This is a genomic window from Micromonospora sp. WMMD987, from assembly GCF_029581435.1.
GTDB lineage: Bacteria > Actinomycetota > Actinomycetes > Mycobacteriales > Micromonosporaceae > Micromonospora > Micromonospora rifamycinica.
This window is the reverse complement of sequence record NZ_CP120861.1, coordinates 6,787,018-6,805,602: the sequence shown is the minus strand read 5'-3', so window position 1 is coordinate 6,805,602 and position 18,585 is coordinate 6,787,018. Positions and strand designations below refer to the sequence as shown.

General features: G+C 73.7%; 16 protein-coding genes, 1 tRNA gene and 2 pseudogenes. 10 read left to right on the top strand and 9 right to left on the bottom strand.

The annotated features are described in order from the left end of the window. Positions 1 to 32: 32 nt before the first annotated feature. Complete coding sequence (locus O7612_RS29110) at positions 33 to 1,151, top strand: globin domain-containing protein (protein ID WP_282269155.1); 1,119 nt, start codon at positions 33 to 35, stop codon at positions 1,149 to 1,151. Positions 1,152 to 1,242: 91 nt separating this feature from the next. Here the strand turns inward: O7612_RS29110 and O7612_RS29105 are convergent, their stop codons facing one another. Next, positions 1,243 to 2,745 carry a peptide deformylase gene (locus O7612_RS29105; RefSeq protein WP_282269152.1) on the bottom strand — a complete coding sequence of 501 codons (1,503 nt, stop codon included), beginning with the start codon at positions 2,743 to 2,745 and terminating at the stop codon, positions 1,243 to 1,245. 397 nt (positions 2,746 to 3,142) lie between these two features. Here O7612_RS29105 and O7612_RS29100 point away from each other — a divergent pair, with 397 nt between their 5' ends. Beyond that, positions 3,143 to 3,865, top strand: a complete 723-nt coding sequence (locus O7612_RS29100) for a ferric iron reductase (protein WP_282274092.1) — start codon at positions 3,143 to 3,145, stop codon at positions 3,863 to 3,865. A 12-nt stretch (positions 3,866 to 3,877) separates the two neighbouring features. Here O7612_RS29100 and O7612_RS29095 read toward each other — a convergent pair whose 3' ends face one another. Next, on the bottom strand, positions 3,878 to 5,782 hold the full coding sequence (locus O7612_RS29095) for a hypothetical protein (RefSeq protein WP_282269150.1): 1,905 nt from the start codon (positions 5,780 to 5,782) through the stop codon (positions 3,878 to 3,880). A gap of 210 nt (positions 5,783 to 5,992) precedes the next feature. Between O7612_RS29095 and O7612_RS29090 the strand changes: the two genes are divergently transcribed. Further along, entirely contained in the window at positions 5,993 to 6,703 is a 711-nt protein-coding gene (locus O7612_RS29090; protein WP_145922364.1) for a methyltransferase domain-containing protein, read from the top strand. A 51-nt stretch (positions 6,704 to 6,754) separates the two neighbouring features. Here O7612_RS29090 and O7612_RS29085 read toward each other — a convergent pair whose 3' ends face one another. Then, on the bottom strand, positions 6,755 to 7,288 hold the full coding sequence (locus O7612_RS29085; RefSeq protein ID WP_282269146.1) for a YbhB/YbcL family Raf kinase inhibitor-like protein: 534 nt from the start codon (positions 7,286 to 7,288) through the stop codon (positions 6,755 to 6,757). 134 nt (positions 7,289 to 7,422) lie between these two features. Here O7612_RS29085 and O7612_RS29080 point away from each other — a divergent pair, with 134 nt between their 5' ends. The 3 genes and pseudogenes from O7612_RS29080 to O7612_RS29070 form a co-directional block, all read left to right on the top strand. After that, the gene (locus O7612_RS29080; RefSeq protein WP_282269145.1) at positions 7,423 to 7,803 is read left to right on the top strand and encodes a nuclear transport factor 2 family protein; all 381 of its coding nucleotides are present in this window, start codon (positions 7,423 to 7,425) and stop codon (positions 7,801 to 7,803) included. 39 nt (positions 7,804 to 7,842) lie between these two features. Then, a complete protein-coding gene (locus O7612_RS29075; protein WP_282274091.1) occupies positions 7,843 to 8,064 on the top strand; it encodes a GntR family transcriptional regulator in 222 nt (73 codons plus the stop codon). Positions 8,065 to 8,197: 133 nt separating this feature from the next. Continuing rightward, positions 8,198 to 8,471 (top strand): annotated as a pseudogene (locus O7612_RS29070) (hypothetical protein); the annotation flags it as partial. Positions 8,472 to 8,654: 183 nt separating this feature from the next. On the opposite strand, the gene O7612_RS29065 reads toward O7612_RS29070, so the two are convergent. Beyond that, a tRNA-Ser gene (locus tag O7612_RS29065) sits at positions 8,655 to 8,741 on the bottom strand. A 317-nt stretch (positions 8,742 to 9,058) separates the two neighbouring features. Here O7612_RS29065 and O7612_RS29060 point away from each other — a divergent pair. Beyond that, on the top strand, positions 9,059 to 10,036 hold the full coding sequence (locus O7612_RS29060) for an NAD(P)H-quinone oxidoreductase (protein ID WP_282269144.1): 978 nt from the start codon (positions 9,059 to 9,061) through the stop codon (positions 10,034 to 10,036). Between the two features lie 104 nt (positions 10,037 to 10,140). Here the strand turns inward: O7612_RS29060 and soxR are convergent, their stop codons facing one another. Continuing rightward, positions 10,141 to 10,605, bottom strand: coding sequence for a redox-sensitive transcriptional activator SoxR (gene soxR, locus O7612_RS29055; RefSeq protein WP_282269143.1), 465 nt, complete (start codon positions 10,603 to 10,605; stop codon positions 10,141 to 10,143). A 45-nt stretch (positions 10,606 to 10,650) separates the two neighbouring features. Here soxR and O7612_RS29050 point away from each other — a divergent pair. Both O7612_RS29050 and O7612_RS29045 read left to right on the top strand, forming a co-directional pair. Then, a pseudogene (locus O7612_RS29050) lies at positions 10,651 to 11,343 on the top strand (transketolase); the annotation flags it as partial. A gap of 89 nt (positions 11,344 to 11,432) precedes the next feature. After that, positions 11,433 to 12,341, top strand: a complete 909-nt coding sequence (locus O7612_RS29045) for a transketolase (RefSeq protein ID WP_282274090.1) — start codon at positions 11,433 to 11,435, stop codon at positions 12,339 to 12,341. Positions 12,342 to 12,476: 135 nt separating this feature from the next. Here O7612_RS29045 and O7612_RS29040 read toward each other — a convergent pair whose 3' ends face one another. Beyond that, positions 12,477 to 13,181 (bottom strand): glycosyltransferase family 2 protein, encoded by a 705-nt coding sequence (locus O7612_RS29040; protein ID WP_067304200.1) that lies wholly within the window; start codon positions 13,179 to 13,181, stop codon positions 12,477 to 12,479. 217 nt (positions 13,182 to 13,398) lie between these two features. Between O7612_RS29040 and O7612_RS29035 the strand changes: the two genes are divergently transcribed. Continuing rightward, positions 13,399 to 15,651, top strand: coding sequence for a phospholipid carrier-dependent glycosyltransferase (locus O7612_RS29035; RefSeq protein WP_282269140.1), 2,253 nt, complete (start codon positions 13,399 to 13,401; stop codon positions 15,649 to 15,651). 27 nt (positions 15,652 to 15,678) lie between these two features. On the opposite strand, the gene O7612_RS29030 is transcribed toward O7612_RS29035, so the two are convergent. Genes O7612_RS29030 through O7612_RS29020 form a run of 3 tightly spaced genes read right to left on the bottom strand, consistent with a single transcriptional unit; the run spans position 15,679 to position 18,531 of the window. Next, positions 15,679 to 16,287, bottom strand: coding sequence for a hypothetical protein (locus O7612_RS29030; RefSeq protein ID WP_282269138.1), 609 nt, complete (start codon positions 16,285 to 16,287; stop codon positions 15,679 to 15,681). A 56-nt stretch (positions 16,288 to 16,343) separates the two neighbouring features. Continuing rightward, positions 16,344 to 17,843, bottom strand: coding sequence for a HAMP domain-containing sensor histidine kinase (locus tag O7612_RS29025; protein ID WP_282269136.1), 1,500 nt, complete (start codon positions 17,841 to 17,843; stop codon positions 16,344 to 16,346). Beyond that, positions 17,836 to 18,531, bottom strand: a complete 696-nt coding sequence (locus tag O7612_RS29020) for a response regulator transcription factor (RefSeq protein ID WP_282269135.1) — start codon at positions 18,529 to 18,531, stop codon at positions 17,836 to 17,838. The genes O7612_RS29025 and O7612_RS29020 overlap by 8 nt, the downstream gene beginning before the upstream one ends. Between the last annotated feature and the right edge of the window lie 54 nt (positions 18,532 to 18,585).

Sequence of the window (18,585 nt, the reverse complement as noted above, 5' to 3'; positions counted from 1 at the left end):
CCGATCCGCCCTCTGGAGGAGGACCGCCCCCCGTGGACAACTTCGCTCGGTTGCTGAAGCAGAGTTGGACCCTGGTCGAGGAGGACCGGGACCGGCTGAGCGGTCGCTTCTACGCCCGGCTCTTCCTGCTCGACCCCGAGCTGCGCAAGCTCTTCCCGGCGGAGATGACCGGCCAGGGTGACCGGATCCTGGACGCCATCGTCGCCGCCACCCAGGTGATGGATGATCCGGAGAGCTTCGACGAGTACCTGCGGTCGTTGGGGCGGGACCACCGGAAGTACCACGTCGACAGCGCCCACTACGCGACGATGGGGGTGGCGCTGCTGGACGCCCTGCGCGGCACGGCGGGGGGTGCCTGGAGCCTGGAGTACGACCAGGCCTGGCGGGAGGCGTACGCGGCGATCACGGCGACGATGCTGGCCGGCGCGGAGTCGGACCCCAACCCGCCGTTCTGGCACGCGGAGGTGCTCACCCACGAGCGGTTGGGCGCGGACACCGCCGTGTTGACCGTCCGCGCCCTCCAGCACCCGCTGGTGTGGAAGGCCGGTCAGTACGTCAGTGTCGAGGTGCCCCGGCACCTGCCCCGGGTGTGGCGGACGTACTCGGTGGCGAACGCCCCGAACGACGACAACGTGCTGGAGTTCCACGTCCGTACGCCGGCCGGCGCGGGCTGGGTGTCCGGCGCGCTGGTCCGCCGGACCAGGCCGGGTGACCTGCTCAGGGTGGCCGCGCCGATGGGTTCGATGACGGTGGACCGCGACTCCGGGCGGGACATTCTCTGTGTCGCCGGCGGGGTCGGCCTGGCCCCGGTGAAGGCGATCGTGGAGGAGCTGGCCGGCTGGAACCGGGCCCGGTGGGTGCACGTCTTCTATGGCGCCCGGCACGCCGACGAGCTGTACGGCCTGGCCGGGCTGGAGGAGCTGGTCGCCGCGCACCCCTGGCTGTCGGTGACCCCGTCGTGCAGCGAGGACCCGGACTTCGGTGGTGAGCGGGGGGACGTCTCCGACGTGATCGCCCGCTACGGCCCGTGGACGACGCACGACTGCTACGTCTCCGGCTCCGCCCCGATGGTCCGCGCGACCCTGCGGGCGCTGGCCGGGGACGACGTGCCGCCGCAGCACATCCGGTACGACACCTTCGGCAACCTGTAGAGCTTTACTCCCCCCGAGACCGGGTCGCGTGCCCCCGCCCCCTGGGGCACGCGACCCGGTCGCCCCTCCGACGCTGGATCCGCCGACGGGCTCAGGCGTTGCTCTCGCGGTACTCCTCGACGGGGACCAGCGGCACGCCGGGTGGCATCCGGTCGGTCCAGGAGCGGCCCTCGAGGTGGTCGATCTCGTGAGCCACCAACCGGGCCATCCCGTACGCGAACGAGGTGATCATCTGGCCGCCGTCCCAACGGGCGTGTTCCACGTCGATGCGCAGTGGCCGGGGCACCAGGCCCCGGTGGTCGGCGGTGGCGAGACAGCCCTCGTACTGCTCGACGGTGTCCGGGCTCTCGCCGACCACCCGGGGGTTCACCAGGACGACCGGTGGGGCGTCCCGGTCGGCGGGGCGGACCACGGCGATGGCGGCGTCCAGGCCGAGCTGGGGCGCGGCGAGGCCCATCCCGGCGCTGAACGGGTGCAGTTCGTCGGCCCGGGTGAGCAGGTCGGTGAGCCGGTCGACCACCTCCCGGGCGGCGGTGGCCTCCCGGGGCAGGTCGAACGGGCGGGCCGGCTGACCGGCGGGGGTCGCCTCGGGGGCCAGCACGCCGAGCGCCCGTAGCTGCTCGGCGGGGCGGGTCGGCACCGGCGCGGTGGTCTCGGCGGGCTCCTGCCGGAACCGCCACTGGAGGCGGAAGCGGGTGTTGAGCGGCGGGTCCTCGGTGGACCAGTCGAAGACCACCCGGTCGCCCCGGTCGTGTCGGCGTACCGGGGTGCGTAGCGGCCCTTCGTCGGCGGAGAGCGAGGTTTCCACCCCCCACACCCGGGGGTCGAGGGCCGCCGGCAGATCCAGCCGTACGGCGAGGTGCCGGGTGGGCAGGCGGACGGCGCGTTGGAACCAGGGGCCCCACTTGACCCGGCCGACCCGGTAGGCGTACTCGACGTCGGCGCGTTCGCCGGGGTGCAGCGGGAACGGGCCGTCGGCGTTCTCGAACAGCAGCCAGATCTCCTTGTACGCGTCCCGGTCGTGGCGGACCCGCCAGTGCATCGGCTCGCGGGCGCCGCCGTCGTGGTGGACGGCCCGGAAGCGCAGCTCGGCGAAGGTGAGCGGGTGTTCCCGGTGGTGCCGGTTGGAGCGGCTCGGATCGTCGGGCCACCGGTCGACGGCGACCCGGACGAGGTAACGGGTGACCGGGTCGGTGCCGGCGTTGTGCAGTCGGCGGCGGACCACGCACCGGTACGTCCCGTCGACCAGGGTGAGGCTGGCGGTCTCCCGTTCGACGACGAGCCCGGTGCCCGGGGGGAGCCACCGGCCGGGGGGCGTGGGTTCGCGTTGTCCGGGGGTGGCCCGGGTCTGGCGGAGCCGGTCGTACTCGCGGAACCGTTGCCAGATGACGCCACCGGCGTCGAGGACGGCTTCGGCGCGGCGGGCGAAGTCCTCGGTGGGGCGGTGCCGACGCCCTTCGACGTGGCTCACGTACGACGGGTCGAAGCCCATCATGGTGGCGAGCTGCTTCTTGGTCAGCCCTCGCCCCGTCCGGTGCCGGGCGAGTTCCGCCGCGAACGCATCGGTGGCCCGCTCCAGAGGGGAGGTCGTCATCAGCTTCCTCACGCAGCCGGGATGACAAGTGTTCACGTTTTCCCCGTCGGCTTACAGCGAACTGGCACGTTGCCGACATATGCCTTGACATCACCCTCCGTTTCTCCCCCGAACTTGTCGGTAGCGGTGGGGGGGTCATCCGGTCCGTGCCGGTCCGCCTGGATGGTGACGCCCGCCTCCCGATCCCCGGTGGAGAAGCCTTCCCTCCGGCGGCGAGGATGGTTAGGCTATCCTTAGCTTCGGGCGTGATCCCTCCGGTACCCTGAGTGGCCGCGCGAACCGCTGCCACCGATGGTGGCCACGAGCCAGTGACGGGAGGGTGGTCCAGGTGACAGCGGTACTCCCGGGTCAGGACCTCGCCGGCCGGCTGGCTCCGGTCACCGCCACCCTGCGCGCCATGTTCGGCACCGACGTGCTGCCCGGCCTCGCGCCCGGCCTGGTGGTGACGGACGAGGGCGGTTGGAGCCCCGCCACCACCCTGGTCGACGGCACCCGGACGCCCGATTTCCTGCGCGCCGCCGCCCGTCGCTGGGGTGGCACCCCGCACGCCTGCGCCGCGCTGGCCTGGAAGGCCTACAGCTACTGGACGGCGCTGCCGGTGGTGCTCGGCTGGGCCTCGGCCCGCCGGGTGCCGTTGCTCGACCCGGCCGACGTGCTGATCCACTTCGAGGACCACCGGCAACTGCTCACCATGGGCCTGCGCCGTTCGACGACCGTCGCGGTGCTGCCCGGTGACCCGCTCGTGCTCACCTGCCAGCCCGGGGTCCGGGTGGTGGCCGACGAGGCGGAGCTGCTCCGCGTCCTACGGGCCAGCCTGCTCGACGCCCACCTCGCCCCGATGATCACCGCGCTCCAGGCGGAGGTGCGGGTGGGTGCGCGTACCCTGCTCGGCTCGGTGGCCTCCGGCATCGCGCAGGGCGTCCTCCGGGCGGCGGACGTCCTGCCGGGCTCGGCGGTGCACGCCGTCGACACCCTGCTCGACGCCCTCGACCTGACGGATCTGGTCGAGCTGGTGCCCGGCCGCACCGGTGAACCGACAGTGCAGCGGCGAACCTGCTGCCTGGCGTTCACCCTGCCCAGCCCCAAGATCTGCCAGGGTTGCTGCGTCCGTTCGGCCTGATCCTCCGCCGGCTCACCCGGCGAGCTGCCGGACGTCCCAGAGCCAGACCCCACCGGTCCGGGTGGGGGTGACGCCGGTCAGCGCGGTCATCGCCCGGCGCAGCGCGTCGGCGTGCGGGTGCGGGCCGAGGACCACCACGCCGGCCCGCCAGTAACGCAGGTCGGTCCGGGCGGCCCGCCGGTCGGCGGCGGTGACCGGCGGGACGGTTCCGGTCCGCGCGACGCCGCCGAGGAAGTTGCTGGTCCGCCGGTAGGGCGCGGTGAACAGGGCGGCGTCCGGCTCGGGGGACCAGGGCCGGGTGTCCGGGGCGAGGAAGTAGCCCCGGGCCAGCGGCATCTCCAGCCGGGTCCGGGCCGACCAGCGCAGCGGGTCGGCGTAGGTGTTGTCGGGCAGCGGCAGGGTCACCACGCTGCGGCCTCCCGCCACGTAGGGACGCCAGCCGCCGGAGGTGACGAACTCCGGCACCGGGTCGAGGCGGGTCGTCGGCAGCGGGGTCGGCAGCAGCGGCAGCAGGGCCATCAGCAGCACGGTCACCGTGGCGAAGCGGATCTGTCGCCGGGCGGACGGGTGCCGGTGGGCGAGGTCCCGGGACCGCTGCACGCCGAGGGCCAGCAGCACCCCGATGATCGGCGTGATCGCCAGTGACCAGCGGGTGGGCACCACGGAGTGCAGCAGGGGCAGCTCCTCCAGCAGCGCCCACGGGGCGGGGACGCCGGTGTCGCGCCCGTTGAGCTGCACCTCCCGCCCCAGCGACAGGACGGCGAAGAAGAGCCCGAGCACGGCCAGGCCGACCACCAGGGCGTTGCGCCGCAGCCACCAGACCAGGGCGACCGTGAGGACGACCAGCGGCCAGCCGAAGAAGGCGTTCTCCTCGGTGGGATTGCGGGCCAGCGGATCGGCGGACCGGGCGTCGCCCGCCAGCGACTCCCGGGACCAGCCCACGAACGCGCCCAGGTCGGTGCGGTAGCCCCGGATCAGCCGGGACAGCCCGTGGTAGGAGCCCGGCCCGAAGAGCTGCACGGAGAGCGGGTAGGCGAGCAGCACCAGGGAGAGCAGCGCGGCCACGCCGAGCCCGGCCAGGAACGGCCGGGCGGCCGGGCGCAGGTGCGGGCGGCCGATGACGAGGGCGCCGACCACCACGGCCAGGCCGATCGCGGTCATCAGCAGGATCTCCAGGTTGAGGAACGCCTGCCAGACGATCAGCAGGCCGAGCAGGATCCCGTTGCGCAGCCACCGGCCCGGCTCGGCCAGCCGCAGGGTGCGCCAGACGATGAGCGGCACGACGAACTGGGAGACGATGTTCGGGTGGGCGTTGGCGTGCGACACCATCGCCGGGGCGTACGCGCAGAACGCCGCGCCGAGCCAGGACGCCCCCCGGGACCGGGTGACCACCCGGGACAGCAGGAAATACCAGGCGGTTCCGGTGGCCGCCATTCCGAGGGTGAGGAAAAGGAGAAACGACCAGTGTGGCCCGAAGAGCAGCGTGACCGGGGTCATCGGTATTGACACGGATAATACCGATGTATTCGCCATCAGGTTGACGCCGTCGGGCACGTTCATCCGATCCGAACTGAACGGATAGCTCCATTCCGTGACCACCCGTGCGCCGTGGGCCATCATCCACTCGAACTGCGCCTGGTCCGACCGGTTGTCCCGCACCCCCGCCCCGGGATCGCGCCAGAGCCGGGCGGTCACCCAGAGAGCCAGCAGCAGGTAGCTGCCGACGGCGGGCGCGTCCCCCCGCCACCGGGTGGTGGACCCGGTCCGCGCCGGTCGGCCCGCCGGTGGCGACGGTCCGGCCGGGGTCGCCGGGAGCACCCGTCGCCAGCTCCGCCGGACGGTCCGCCGGGTCGGTCCCGAGCCGGCGTCGGCGACGCCGGACCGGTCGACCCCGGGGTCCGATTCAGGAGTAGTCATGACAATTCAGAGCGTAGTTGCCCTATGGCGGGCACGTGACATGTTTCGGGTACTGCCGTACTATGTGCCGGGTTCGCCGACCGCCGATCGCGTGCCCTCCCCCGACCACATTTCAGCTCCCACGGTGCCCCGTTTCCTCCGCCCCTGACGCGGATGATTCACTCTGTCGGTCCAGGCGCGGGTCAGTCATATATCGTGAGGAATCGACGCATGGCAGAAATCACTGGGGATCAGCGCGTCCAGTCAGAGGTGCTGGAGGGCCTGGCCACCGCGGTCAACCACCGCAGGTGGTTCGTCGAGCTGGCGGTGCCCCACCTCGGTGACGACCCGATCGAGATCGGCAGCGGCCTGGGGGACTACGCCCTGGAATGGGCGCGGCACGTCCCCCGGTTCACCGCGACCGAGGCCGACCCGGACCGGCTGATCCTGCTCAAGGAGCGACTGGTCGACGAGCCGACCATCGAGGTGCGCGAGATGCTGCTGCCGCACCCGGGCGGCGGCGACTACAGCGCGGCCGTCTCGTACAACGTGCTGGAGCACATCGAGGACCACGTGGGCGCGCTGCGCAGCATGCGCGACCTGGTCCGGCCCGGCGGCGCGGTGATCATCATCGTGCCGGCGTTCCAGTTCGCGATGGGCCCCGCCGACATCGCCACCGGCCACGTGCGCCGCTACACCAAGAAGACCCTCGGCGACGCGATGACCGCGGCCGGACTGCGCGTCGAGACGATGCACTACGCCAACGCCCTCGGCCTGATCGGCTACTTCATGGCCACCAAGGTCTTCCGGCTGATGCCGAAGGAGGGCCCCATGGTCAAGGTGTACGACACCCTGGTCCTGCCCGCCACCAAGGCCGCCGAGCAGCTCGTCCGGCCCCCGTTCGGTCAGTCCGTCTTCGCCGTCGCCCGGGTGCCCGGCTGACCGTGCCCCGCGCCCGCCGGTCCCGCGAGCGCGGGACCGGCGGACCACCGGTCACTCCTTGATCTGGTACGTCGGCCGGATGACCGCCCGCGCCAGGGTGTGGAACGCCAGGTTGAAGCCGACGTACGCGGGGCTGGCGTCCGGCCCGACGCCGAGCTTCTCGACGTCGACCGCGTGCACGGCGAAGACGTACCGGTGCGGACGGTCGCCCGGCGGTGGGGCCGCACCCCCGTAACCGGTGTCGCCGTAGTCGTTGCGGACGCTGAACGCCCCGCCCAGGTCGGCCTCCCGCACGCCGGTCGGCAGGCTGGTCGTCGAGGTCGGCACGTCGACCAGCACCCAGTGCCAGAATCCGCTGCCGGTCGGGGCGTCCGGGTCGAAGCAGGTCACCACGAAGCTCTTCGTTCCGGCCGGGAAGCCCGACCAGGCCAGCTGCGGGGAGACGTTCTCGCCACCGGTGCTGCCGTGCGCGTACTTGGCGTCCATCGGCTCGCCGTTGCGCACGTCGTCACTGGCCAGGTCGAACGACGGGACGGTCGGCAGCAGCTCGTACGGGTCCGGGGCGATCGGTCGTTCCAGGGTCATCGGGAAGGTCCCTTCCGGTGTGCGCGATTTCCTCTGCCCTTTCTTACCCCGCCGGGCCGGACGATCGAACCGGAAGCACCGCGCACCGTCGGACCGCCAGAATGAGGGGATGCGGCGGACGACCGGGAGGGCGCATGCAGGACACCGAACGTGAGGCGGAACTGTTGGAGGCGGAGCGCCGCCTCCAGGCCGCCCAGCGGGCCGGCGACGTGGCCGCGCTCGACACCCTGCTCGACGACCGTCTGGTCGCCGTCGGGCCGGACGGTCGTACCTTCGGCAAGGCCGACGACCTGGCCGCCCACCGCGGCGGCGGCTCGGTGCTCGACGAGCTGGTGGAGGAGGAGCTGGACCTGCTGGTCGCCGGGACGACCGGGGTGACGTTCTTCCGGGGGCGGGTCAGCGGCACCTTCGAGGGCGAGCCGTTCGCGGCGCGGCTGCGCTACACCCGGACCTGGACCTACGACGACGGGTACGGCTGGCGCATCCTCGCCGCCCACCTCAGCCCCGTCCCCTGAGCGCCGAACGGTCCAGCGACTTCCGCTGATCAGGAGTCGATCCGGGTTTCAGTCGATGGACAAGGACGTCGCGTAAAGCGCATCGAGTCGGGGGAGTTGCAGCCGCTCAAGCCGCTACCGAGCGAGCTGCGGCTACAGCAGGAGTACGGGGTGGCGCGCGGCACCGTCCGCGCGGCGATCGCCCTGCTACGGGAGCGCGGGCTGGTCATGACCATGCCCCAGCGCGGCACCTACGTAACCGAGCGCCGTAGGGAGGCATAGTCCGGCTTGAGCCCGCTGGTCGGCGCGGGTAGTCAGACGACGCCAGAATCTGGAGCGGTAGAACATCTAGTTCTACACACGGGTCATGGAGCGGATCGGTGTCCGGGAGCTGAACCAGAACACCAGCCAGGGGGCGCACCGACCGTACGACCTGCGGCACGCTGCCGTGTCGCTCTGGCTCAACGCCGGAATGCCTGCTATCCAGGTCGCGCAGTGGGCCGGGCACAGCGTGCACGTCCTGTGAGGTCGACGCCTCATGCATCGAAGGACAGGACGAAGCGGCCCGGAAGCCGATCGAGGAAGCGAGGAAGCCGAGTAGCGCCGACACGTATACGACACGACCAGCGAGACGCGACGGCCACCACCCGACGCCCGCCCGTCGCCGGCCGAATTCGTGGGCCGCTTGACCCCAAGATCGTGCTGGAACCATGTTGTAGTGGCATTCTGCGATTCCGAGGCCACTGCAACATGGTTCCAGCACGATCTTGAGCGGGACGAGACGGCACCCAGCGGGACGCGGTTCACCAACCGCGAACCGTCCCCTGGCCGACGTCCGCGCTGGTCGGGGGACGGTTCTGCTGCTATGAAGGCGGAGGGTGTGGGATTCGAACCCACGAAGACATCGCTGCCTTACCGGTTTTCAAGACCAGCGCCATCGGCCACTAGGCGAACCCTCCCGGACCGCCACCCAGAGGTGCACGGCTGTACCTAGTCTGCCACGAATCGTGTCCGGACGAGCCGGCCCATCACCGTCCGGCGCGCGGTACCGTGCTGGAATCGGGTTCTTCATCCTCGGCGTGACCAGCATGACCTCACCCGGACGGTCCACTGTGGCCAAAATTCCGGCCGTCCTGGGCGAGCCGTGGCGCGGCCAGGGCGACGGGTGGTGGATATTGCCGGCCGAAGGTGGTCAGGTCGGCGGATATCGTCGGCCGGGCGTGACTCGCGGCCCGGATCGGGTAGGACCTCGGCCCGGATCGGGTAAGACTGGGCCATGCGTGCGATCACGATCCCGGAACCCGGTGGACCCGAGGCACTCGTCTGGGCGGAGGTGCCCGATCCCGAGCCCGGCGCGGGTGAGGTGGTCGTCGAGGTGGCCGCCAGCGCGGTCAACCGGGCCGACCTGCTCCAGCGGCAGGGTCACTATCCGCCGCCGCCGGGCTCGCCCGCGTACCCCGGTCTGGAGTGTTCGGGGGTGGTCGGCGCGGTCGGCGCGGGGGTGACCGGGTGGGCGGTGGGTCAGCCGGTCTGCGCGCTGCTGGCCGGCGGCGGGTACGCCGAGCGGGTGGCCGTTCCGGCCGGGCAGCTGCTGCCGGTGCCGGCCGGCGTCGACCCGGTCGACGCCGCCGCGCTGCCCGAGGTGGCCTGCACCGTCTGGTCGAACCTGGTCCGGGTGGCCCACCTCGGCGCGGGCGAGACGCTGCTGGTGCACGGCGGCGGCAGCGGCATCGGCACGTTCGCCGTGCAGTTCGGCGCGGCCCTGGGCGCGACCGTGGTGGCGACCGCCCGGTCGGCCAAGCACGACCGGCTGCGGGAGCTGGGGGCCGCGCACACCGTCGACTACCGCGAGCAGGATTTCGTCGAGGAGGTCCGGCGGGTCACCGACGGGCGGGGCGCGGACGTGATCCTCGACATCATGGGCGCGTCCTACCTGTCCCGGAACGTGGCGGCGCTGGCCGACGGCGGCCGGCTGGTGGTGATCGGCATGCAGGGTGGCCGGACGGCGGAGCTGGACCTGGGTGCGCTGCTGGCGAAGCGGGCCTCGGTGGCGGCGACCGCGCTGCGGTCCCGCCCGCTGGCCGACAAGGCGGACATCGTCCGGGGTGTGCGGGAGCAGGTGTGGCCGCTGGTGGAGTCGGGCGCGGTGCGGCCGATCGTGGACCGGCGGCTGCCGATGCGCGAGGCGGCGCAGGCGCACCGGCTGGTCGAGTCGAGCGACCACGTGGGCAAGGTGCTGCTCACCACCGGGTGACGCCCCGGGCCGGACCACGGAGTGGTGCCGGGAACGCCGCCCCGGCCGGACCGCGGGGTGGTGCTGGGAGCACCGCCCACGCCGGGCGCAGGATCGGGGAGCGTTCAGGACGGCGGGGGCGGGTCCGCGCGGTGGGGCAGCACCAGGCGGCGGGCGCCGGGGCCCTCGCCGGCCAGCGTGTCGTCCGGGTTGTAGAGGGTGCAGCGTTGCAACGACAGGCAGCCGCAGCCGATGCAGCCGTCCAGGTCGTCGCGGAGCTTGCCGAGCAGCCTGATCCGCTCGTCCAGCCGTTCCCGCCAGGTGCGGGACAGGGCGGCCCAGTCGTCCGGGCTGGGGGCGCGGGACGAGGGCAGCGAGTCCAGCGCGGCCCGGATCTCCTCCAGCGAGATGCCGACCTGCTGGGAGATCCGGACGAACGCCACCCGGCGCAGCTCGGTGCGGGCGTACCGGCGCTGGTTGCCGCCGGTGCGTTCGGCGTGGATCAGCCCGAGCCGTTCGTAGTAGCGCAGCGCCGACTGGGCCACCCCGCTGCGCGCGGAGAGCTGGCCGATGGTGAGTGACTCGTGCATCAATACCCTTGAGTTGAAGTCAACTTCAGGTTGCACGCTAGCGACATGACCACACCGACCGCAACCCGCCCACCCGGCCGCGTCCTCCCCGGACCGGTCGTCGCGCCGCTGGAGCGCATCCGTGCCGGCCGTCACTACGACGCCAACGTGTACTCCACCGTCGACGTGCACTGGATGCTCTACGACCGGGTCCTGCGGATCACCCCGGCCACTGTCGACGACCCCGACCGGGACCGCTTCCTGCTCTCCAAGGGGCACGCCGTGGCCGGCTACTACGCGGTGCTCGCCGCCAAGGGATTCATCCCCGTCGACTGGCTCGACGACGAGGGCGGACCGGACAGCCGACTCGGCGGCCACCCCGACCGGACCCTGGTCCCCGGTGTGGAGATCGGCTCCGGCTCGCTCGGTCACGGGCTCGGGCTGGGCGTCGGCACCGCGCTCGGCCTGCGCGCCCAGGGCCGTACCACCCCCCGGGTGTACGTCCTGCTCGGCGACGCCGAACTGGACGAGGGCTCCAACCACGAGGCGATCGCGTACGCCGGGGCGACCGGACTGGCCGGGATCACCGCGATCGTGGTCGACAACGCGTCGGCCAGTCACGGCTGGCCGGGCGGGGTGGCCAGCCGGTTCACCGTCAACGGCTGGACCGCCAGCGTCGTCGACGGGCACGACCACGACGCCCTGTACGCGGCCCTCACCGGCCACGACGGCCACCACCCGCACGTCGTCGTCGCCGTCGACACGCCCGCCCACCTGGCGGGCCGACCGGACGGGACCGGCCGGTCGGCGGCAGGCGACGAACTGACCCCGGGGAGCGAAAAATGATCATGCGGGACGCCTTCGTCGCCAGCGCCACCCGGTTCCTCGACGACCCCCGGACCACGATCGTGCTGGCCGACATCTCCGCCGACGCCTTCGCCACGGCAGCCCACCGGTATCCCGACCAGGTCGTCAACGTGGGCATCCGGGAACAGTTGATGATCGGGGTGGCCGGCGGGCTCGCCCTCACCGGGCAGCGCCCGATCGTGCACAGCTACGCGCCGTTCCTCGTCGAGCGGGCGTACGAGCAGATCAAGCTGGACCTCGACCACCAGGGGGTCGGCGCGGTGCTGGTGAGCATCGGCGGCTCCTACGACCGGGCGGAGTCCGGCCGGACCCACCTGGCCCCGGCCGACGTGGCCCTGATCGACACCCTGGACGGCTGGACCGTGCACGTGCCCGGCCACCCCGACGAGGTGCCCGACCCGCTGCGGGACGCGGTCTGCGGGCAGCACTCGACCTACCTGCGGCTGTCGACGCGCGGCAACGCGCGGGCGTACCCGGGGGCGGGTGGGTTGCGGGTGGTCCGCGACGCCGGACCGGGTGCTGCGCTGCTGGTGGCGGTCGGTCCGGTCCGCGACGACGCGCTCGCGGCGGTGGCCGACCTGCCGGTGACGGTGGCCTACACGCACCGCCCCCGGCCGTTCGACGTGACCGGGCTACGGACGCTGGCCGGCAGCGAGGTGATCGTGGTCGAGCCCTACCTGGCCGGCACCTCGGCGCGGGTGGTGTCCGGGGCGCTGGCCGACCGGCCGCACCGGCTGCTCAGCCTCGGCGTGGGCCGTGCGGAGCTGCGGCGCTACGGCACCGCCGAGGACCACGACCGCTGGCACGGCCTCGACCCGGCCGGGCTGCGCCGCGCGATCCTCGACTTCCTGACCCCCGGGGACCGGACGCCGGGCGAACCGGTGCGGTGACCGGCCGACGGCGGCAGTCGGCCCGGTGGCCCCGGGCGGGGGTGGCGGCGGGCCCGGTCGTCACGGCCGACGACGGCAGCCGGTCCGGTGGCTCCGGGGCGGGGCGCGGGGGAACGGGCGGGACGGCGGCCGGGCTCAGCGGGGGGTGCGGGCGGAACGGCGGCGGGTGCGTTCCCGGCCGAGGATCCAGATCGCCTCGACCCCGTCCTTCCAGGTGATCTTCTTGCCCTCCTCGCGCCCGCGCGCCCGGTAGCTGATCGGCACCTCGTAGGGGCGGATCCGCCGACGTAGCAGCTTGCCGGTCACCTCCGCCTCCATCCCGAAGCCCCGCGACCGGATGCCCAGCGACCGGTACAGCTCGACCGGCATCAGCTTGAAGCAGGTCTCCAGGTCGCCGATGTAGGAGTTGAACAGCACGTTCGCCGCCATCGTGACGCCCTTGTTGCCCATCACGTACCAGAAGCTGTAGGCGCTGTGGCTGCCGAAGGTGCGGTTGCCGTAGACCACCGTGGCCCGCCCGTCGAGCACCGGGGCGAGCAGCCGGGGGATGTCCTGCGGGTCGTACTCCAGGTCGGCGTCGAGGATGACCATGTACTCACCCTCGGCGCTGTCCACGGCCGTCTTGATGGCCGCGCCCTTGCCCGCGTTGCGGGGGTGGGTGATCACCCGCAACCGCGCGTCGTCCGCCCGGCCGAGGATCTCCCCGGTGCCGTCCCGGCTGCCGTCGTCGACCACGACCAGCTCGATCTCGCACGGGTAATCGACCGCCAATGCCTGCTTGAGGGCATCCGCGATGCGTTCTTCCTCGTTGTAGACCGGCATGAGGATCGAGAGCTTCACGGGAATCTCCACGGTGGCGACAGTGAGTCGGGCACTAGCCTAGCCTGGCAGGTCAGCCGGGTGAGGTTCGCCACCGTGCCGACCGACGCGACCGTTCGTCCCCGCCGTGCCGGCCGACGCCGGCCGTTCGTCCCCACCGGCGGCCGACGTCCGGTCGCCGGCCGCCACGCACCGGCCGGCACCCGGTCGCCGGTCCCGATGGTGTTTACTTCCGCCCATGTCGGCAGCCGGCTGGATGCTCGTGGCGGCCCCCGTCGCCGCGCTCGTGACGCTCACCGCCCTCCTGCGGCCCCGGGCCGCCGCGGCGGTCGCCCCGAACCGCCTCGGCGTGCTCCGGGCCGCCCTGCTGACCGGTGTCTTCGCCGTGCTGACCGTGGAGCTGCTCGGCGCGGTCGGCGCGCTCACCCTGCCCGCCCTCGCGCTGGCCTGGCTGGTCTTCCTGGCCGGGATCGCGGTGGTGGCCGGCCGGCGACGCGGCCGGGCGGCGGCTCCGGCCGGGGCCACGGTCGCCGAGGAGCGCCGGGCGGTGCTGGTGGGCGCGGCCGTGGGCGGCCCGGCGGCGGGCGGCGCGACCGGAACCGGTCCCGGCCTGCCGGCCGCGCCCCCGGCCACCGTCCGGGGCGGCGTCGCGACGATGCTGTCCGGCTGGGCGGACCGGCTGACCCACCTGTGGCGTACGGGAACCCGGGGCGAGCGGCTGCTCGCCGGCACGGTGGGTGGGGTGGTGCTGGTCGAACTGGTGGTGGCGCTGCTCGCCGAGCCGAACAACTTCGACTCGCAGACGTACCACCTGCCGAAGGTGGAGCACTGGGTGGCCCAGGGCAGCCTCGACTTCTGGCCCACCGCCATCCACCGGCAGGTGACCATCCCGCCCGGTGCCGAGTACCTGCTGCTGCACCTGCGCCTGTTCACCGGCGGGGACGCGCTGCACAACCTGGTGCAGTGGGCCGCCGGGATCGGCTGTCTGCTGGCGGCCACCCGGATCACCGCCCAGCTCGGCGGGGGCCGGCGGGCCCAACTGCTCACCGCGTTCCTGGTCGCCACCACGCCGATGGTGGCCCTCCAGGCGACCAGCACCCAGACCGACCTGGTGGCCGCCGGCTGGACCGCCTGTGCCGCCACCCTGGCGCTGGACGGCCTGCGCCGGCGGGCCGGCCCGGGCGACGCGCTGGCGTTGGGCGCGGCCACCGGGCTGACCGCGCTGACCAAGACCAGCGGGCTGCTCGCCGTCGGACCGCTGCTGCTGCTCTGGGGCCTGGCCCAGCTCCGCCTCGCCACCCGCCCCGCCGGGGACGAGCGACCGGTCGGGGACGACCGCCCCACCGGGGACGAGCGACCGGTCGGAGCCGCACGGTCGGCCGGGGACAGCTCCACCCGGACGGCACCGACCGGGGCGGCCCGGCAGATGGCCCGGACGGTGGGCGGTTCACTGCTGGTGCTGCTGGTCGCGGCGACGGTGGTAGGGCCGTTCCTGGCCCGGGAGACCGCCGAGTTCGGTCACCCGTTGGGACCGCCCCGGCTGCGCGAGTCGATTCCGATGGAACGGCACGATCCGGCATCTGTCCTGGTCAACGCGTTGCGGATCGGGCACACCGCGCTCGACACCCCGCTCGCCCCGCTGCGCGCCGGCACCGCCGAGGCGATCATGGCCGGCTCCCGGGCGGTCGGCGTGGATCCGCAGGACCGGGCCATCACCTTCGGCCGGGAGGTCTTCCCGGTGCCGTCCTGGTATCCCGACGAGGACCGGGTGGCCTTCCCGCTGGCCGGCTCGCTGGCGCTGCTCGGGGCGGTCGTCGCGCTGGTCCGACCCCGGCGGGTCAGCCCCGGTCGACCGGGGACGCTGCGGGCGTACGCGGCCGTGGTGGCGGGTGCCGTGCTACTGCACACCGCGATGATCAAATGGCAGCCGTGGGGGAACCGGCTGCTGCTCTACGCGCTGGTGCTGGCCGTACCGCTGGCCGGGCTCTGGGTGGACGCGGTGCTGCGGCGGCGGTCCGGGGCGGACCGGCGGTCGGTGGCCGCCGGGCTGGTGGTGACCGTGCTGGCCACCTCCGCGCTGGCCGGTGTGCTCGCCCTGTCGTACGGCTTCCCGCGCCGGCTGGTCGGTGCCGGCTCGGTCCTCACCACCACCGAGTGGGACACCCGGTTCCTGCGCCGGCCGCAGTGGGCCGACGAGTTCCGCTGGGCCGCCTCGGCGGTCCGGGCCAGCGACGCCCGGCGGATCGGCCTGGTACAGCAGAACGACAACTGGGAGTACCCCTGGTGGTTGCTGCTGCGCGACGACGACGGCCGGTCGCCCGAGCTGGTGGCGTTGCAGTCGGTGCTGCCGGACCGGCCGCCGGCCGACCCCGCCTCGGTCGACGCGATCGTCTGCACCGGCCCCCGGACGCAGTGCGCCCGGCTGGTCCCGGCGGGGTGGACGGTCGAGTACCGGGACCACGTCGGCTACGCGCTGCCCCCGCACCGCTGAGCCACGGCCCCGACCGTCCTCCACGGGTCACTTCTGCTTGACCGGCACCACGATCAGTCGGGCCACGCTGGCGTCGCCGTCGCGTGCCCCGGCCACGTTGACCTTCGTCCCCACCTTGACGTCGTCGGCCTTGATGGTGGTACGCCGCTGCACCACCCGGAGCTGGTCGCCCAGCTTCCAGGTCAGGGAGAAGCCGTCGGTGGACTTCACGGTCACCGAGCCGCCGTCGACCGCGGTCACCTCGCCGCGCTGCACGACGACGGTCTTCGTGCCGCCGTCCCTGGTCTGCACCACCGCCTCACCGTGCAGGCCGTTGCGGCCCAGCAGCACCCGCGCCTGCCGGCGCTGCCGCAGCTCCTGTGCCCGCTCGCCGCGCTTGCCCTTCGCCCCGGCGGACGGGCTCGGCGTGGCGGCGTCCGACGCGGCCGGTGCCGGCGCGGCGATCAGGTCCAGTTCGGTGGGGTCGACGCCCAGCGCGGCCAGCGCCTGCCCCTCGACACCCAGCGCGGCGGCCACGTCGACCGCGGTGGCCTTCGTGCCCTCCGACGCGACCTGGGCCGCCCCGCAGCCGGCGACGCCGAGCGTGAGCGCCGCGAGCAGCGACGTGGCGGTGACGGCGATTCCCCGATGTGCCATGACTCTCCCTCTCGTCGGTGATGCCACCAGCGTCGCCGAGCGGGATGGGCGCGGGGTCAGGCCCGTGTTCGGGTCAGGTAAGGATGGGCGGGCAACCGGACGGTGAACGCCGCCCCGCCCTCGACGGCGTGTCCGGCGACGATCTGCCCGCCGAGCCGACGGACCAGCCCGGCGGCCAACGCCAGCCCCAACCCGCTGCCCACCTTGCGTACCCCCTGGTAGCGCTGGTGCAGCGCGCCCCGCTCGAAGGCCACCGCCAGGTCGTCGTCGGTGAGGCCCGGTCCGCCGTCGCGGACCTCGACCAGCCCACCGGCGGCCGGGCCGGCACCGGCCGACCGGACCGCGAGCACCACCGGCGCCCCCGGCGGTACGACCCGCAGCGCGTTCTCCAGCAGCCCGTCCACCACCTGCCGGATCCGTCCCGGATCGGTGTACGCGGGCACCGCCGTGCCCGGCGTCTCCAGCCGGAACGGCACCCCGAGCGCCGCGCACCGGTCCGACCAGGTCCGCTCGGCGTCGGCGGCCAACCGGGCGAGGTCCACCGGCACCGGTTCCAGCGGAAAGTCCACCGCCTCCAGCCGGGCCAGCGCCAGCAGGTCGGCGACCAGCCGGTCCAGGTGCCGGGCCTCGGTGAGCATGGTGTGGCCGGTGGCGCGGGTCTGGTCCGCGTCGATCACCCCGTCGGCGAGCGCCTCGGCCCATCCCCGGATCGCGGTCAACGGGGTACGCAGCTCGTGCGAGACGGAGAGCAGGAACTCCCGCTGCCGGCCCTCGCTGGTGGCCAGCGCGGCGGCCAGCCCGTTCAACGCGTACGCCAGGTCGGCGACCTCGTCGGGCGGCTCGACGGGCACCCGGACCGCCCGGTCACCCGCGCGCAGCCGGGCGGCGGCGGTGGCGGCCTGCCGGATCGGCCGGGCCAGTCGGCGGGCGAGCAGCAGCCCGGCCACCACCCCGGCGGTGAGCCCGGCGAGCAGCGGCAGCCAGAGGGTGCGCAGCACCTGCCGCCAGGGGCCCCGCGGGGTGGCCCGGGTCAGCACCACGCCTTCCCCGCCGGGCAGCGCCCGCCCCTCGACCAGGGTCCGCTGACCGTTGACCAGCCGTCGGCCGGACACGTCCCGACCGGCGGAGATCCGATTCACCACCTGCCGGGGCAGGCCGGGCCGGTCGGCCAGCCCGCCCTGGACGACGTACACCTCGATCTGCTGTTCGCGGAGTTGGCGGATCAGCCGGTCGCCGGCAGCGTCGCGCTGCCGGCTGGGGCGTACCCGGAGCACGTCGGCGGCGAGGCGGGCCTGCGCGGCCAGCGCGGCCTGGTCGCGGCGCTCCACCCCGCGTACCGCCAGGGGGACGGCGACCAGCGCGGTGACCAGTACCGACACCAGTGCCACCGCGCAGGTGACCAGGACCGCGCGGGCGGTGAGCGTGTGGGTGAACCGGCGGCGGGGCCGCCCGGTGGCCGGGCGGGGCGTGGTCGGCGGTCGGGCGGCGGTGGTCGGCGGCGTGCCGGGTGGAGGTGGCGCGGTGGCCGGTGGGCGCGCGGCGGTGGGGTCAGCCATCGGCGGCGTACCCGACGCCCCGGTGGGTCCGGATCACGCTGGCCGGGCCGAGTTTGGCCCGGACCTGGGCGACGTGCACGTCCACCGTGCGGGTGCCGGCGTGCGCCGCGTACCCCCAGACCGCGGCCAGCAGCTCCTCCCGGGTGAAGACCCGGCCGGGGCGGGCCATCAGGTGCGCGAGCAGGTCGAACTCGGTGGAGGTGAGCTGGACGGGCGTCCCGTCCGCGAGCACCGTGCGGCGGCCCGGGTCGAGGGTGACCGGGCCGACCGTGCGCGGCCGGTCCACCCCCTCCGGCACCCCGGCGGTACGACGCAGCACCGCCCGGACCCGGGCGACCAGCTCCCGGGGGCTGAACGGCTTGGTGACGTAGTCGTCCGCGCCCAGCTCCAGGCCGACGATCCGGTCGACCTCGTCGTCGCGGGCGGTGAGGAAGATGACCGGGGTCCAGTCGCCGGCCTCGCGCAGCCGGCGGCAGAGCTCGGTGCCGGCCAGGCCGGGCAGGGTGATGTCCAGGACGCAGGCCACCGGGCGCAGCCGACGCGCGGCGGCCAACCCGGCGGTGCCGTCCCGTTCCAGGTGTACGCCGAACCCGTCCCGGCTCAGGTAGAGCCGGACCAGGTCGGCGATGGCCGGTTCGTCCTCCACCACCAGGACGAGCCCGCGTGGCACGGTGGCGTCGACGGTCACCGGCCCATGATGACCGACCCGGGACCGACCGAAACGTCCGGCGGTGTTCGGGTC

Coding starts and splice junctions, on each gene's coding strand:
- O7612_RS29030 (WP_282269138.1), bottom strand. CDS start 16,287: ATGGCACATCGGGGAATCGCCGTCACCGCCACGTCGCTGCTCGCGGCG.
- O7612_RS29085 (WP_282269146.1), bottom strand. CDS start 7,288: ATGACCCTGGAACGACCGATCGCCCCGGACCCGTACGAGCTGCTGCCG.
- O7612_RS29100 (WP_282274092.1), top strand. CDS start 3,143: ATGTTCGGCACCGACGTGCTGCCCGGCCTCGCGCCCGGCCTGGTGGTG.
- O7612_RS29080 (WP_282269145.1), top strand. CDS start 7,423: ATGCAGGACACCGAACGTGAGGCGGAACTGTTGGAGGCGGAGCGCCGC.
- O7612_RS29025 (WP_282269136.1), bottom strand. CDS start 17,843: ATGGCTGACCCCACCGCCGCGCGCCCACCGGCCACCGCGCCACCTCCA.
- O7612_RS29035 (WP_282269140.1), top strand. CDS start 13,399: ATGTCGGCAGCCGGCTGGATGCTCGTGGCGGCCCCCGTCGCCGCGCTC.
- O7612_RS29095 (WP_282269150.1), bottom strand. CDS start 5,782: ATGACTACTCCTGAATCGGACCCCGGGGTCGACCGGTCCGGCGTCGCC.
- O7612_RS29045 (WP_282274090.1), top strand. CDS start 11,433: ATGCGGGACGCCTTCGTCGCCAGCGCCACCCGGTTCCTCGACGACCCC.
- soxR (WP_282269143.1), bottom strand. CDS start 10,605: ATGCACGAGTCACTCACCATCGGCCAGCTCTCCGCGCGCAGCGGGGTG.
- O7612_RS29105 (WP_282269152.1), bottom strand. CDS start 2,745: ATGACGACCTCCCCTCTGGAGCGGGCCACCGATGCGTTCGCGGCGGAA.
- O7612_RS29060 (WP_282269144.1), top strand. CDS start 9,059: ATGCGTGCGATCACGATCCCGGAACCCGGTGGACCCGAGGCACTCGTC.
- O7612_RS29090 (WP_145922364.1), top strand. CDS start 5,993: ATGGCAGAAATCACTGGGGATCAGCGCGTCCAGTCAGAGGTGCTGGAG.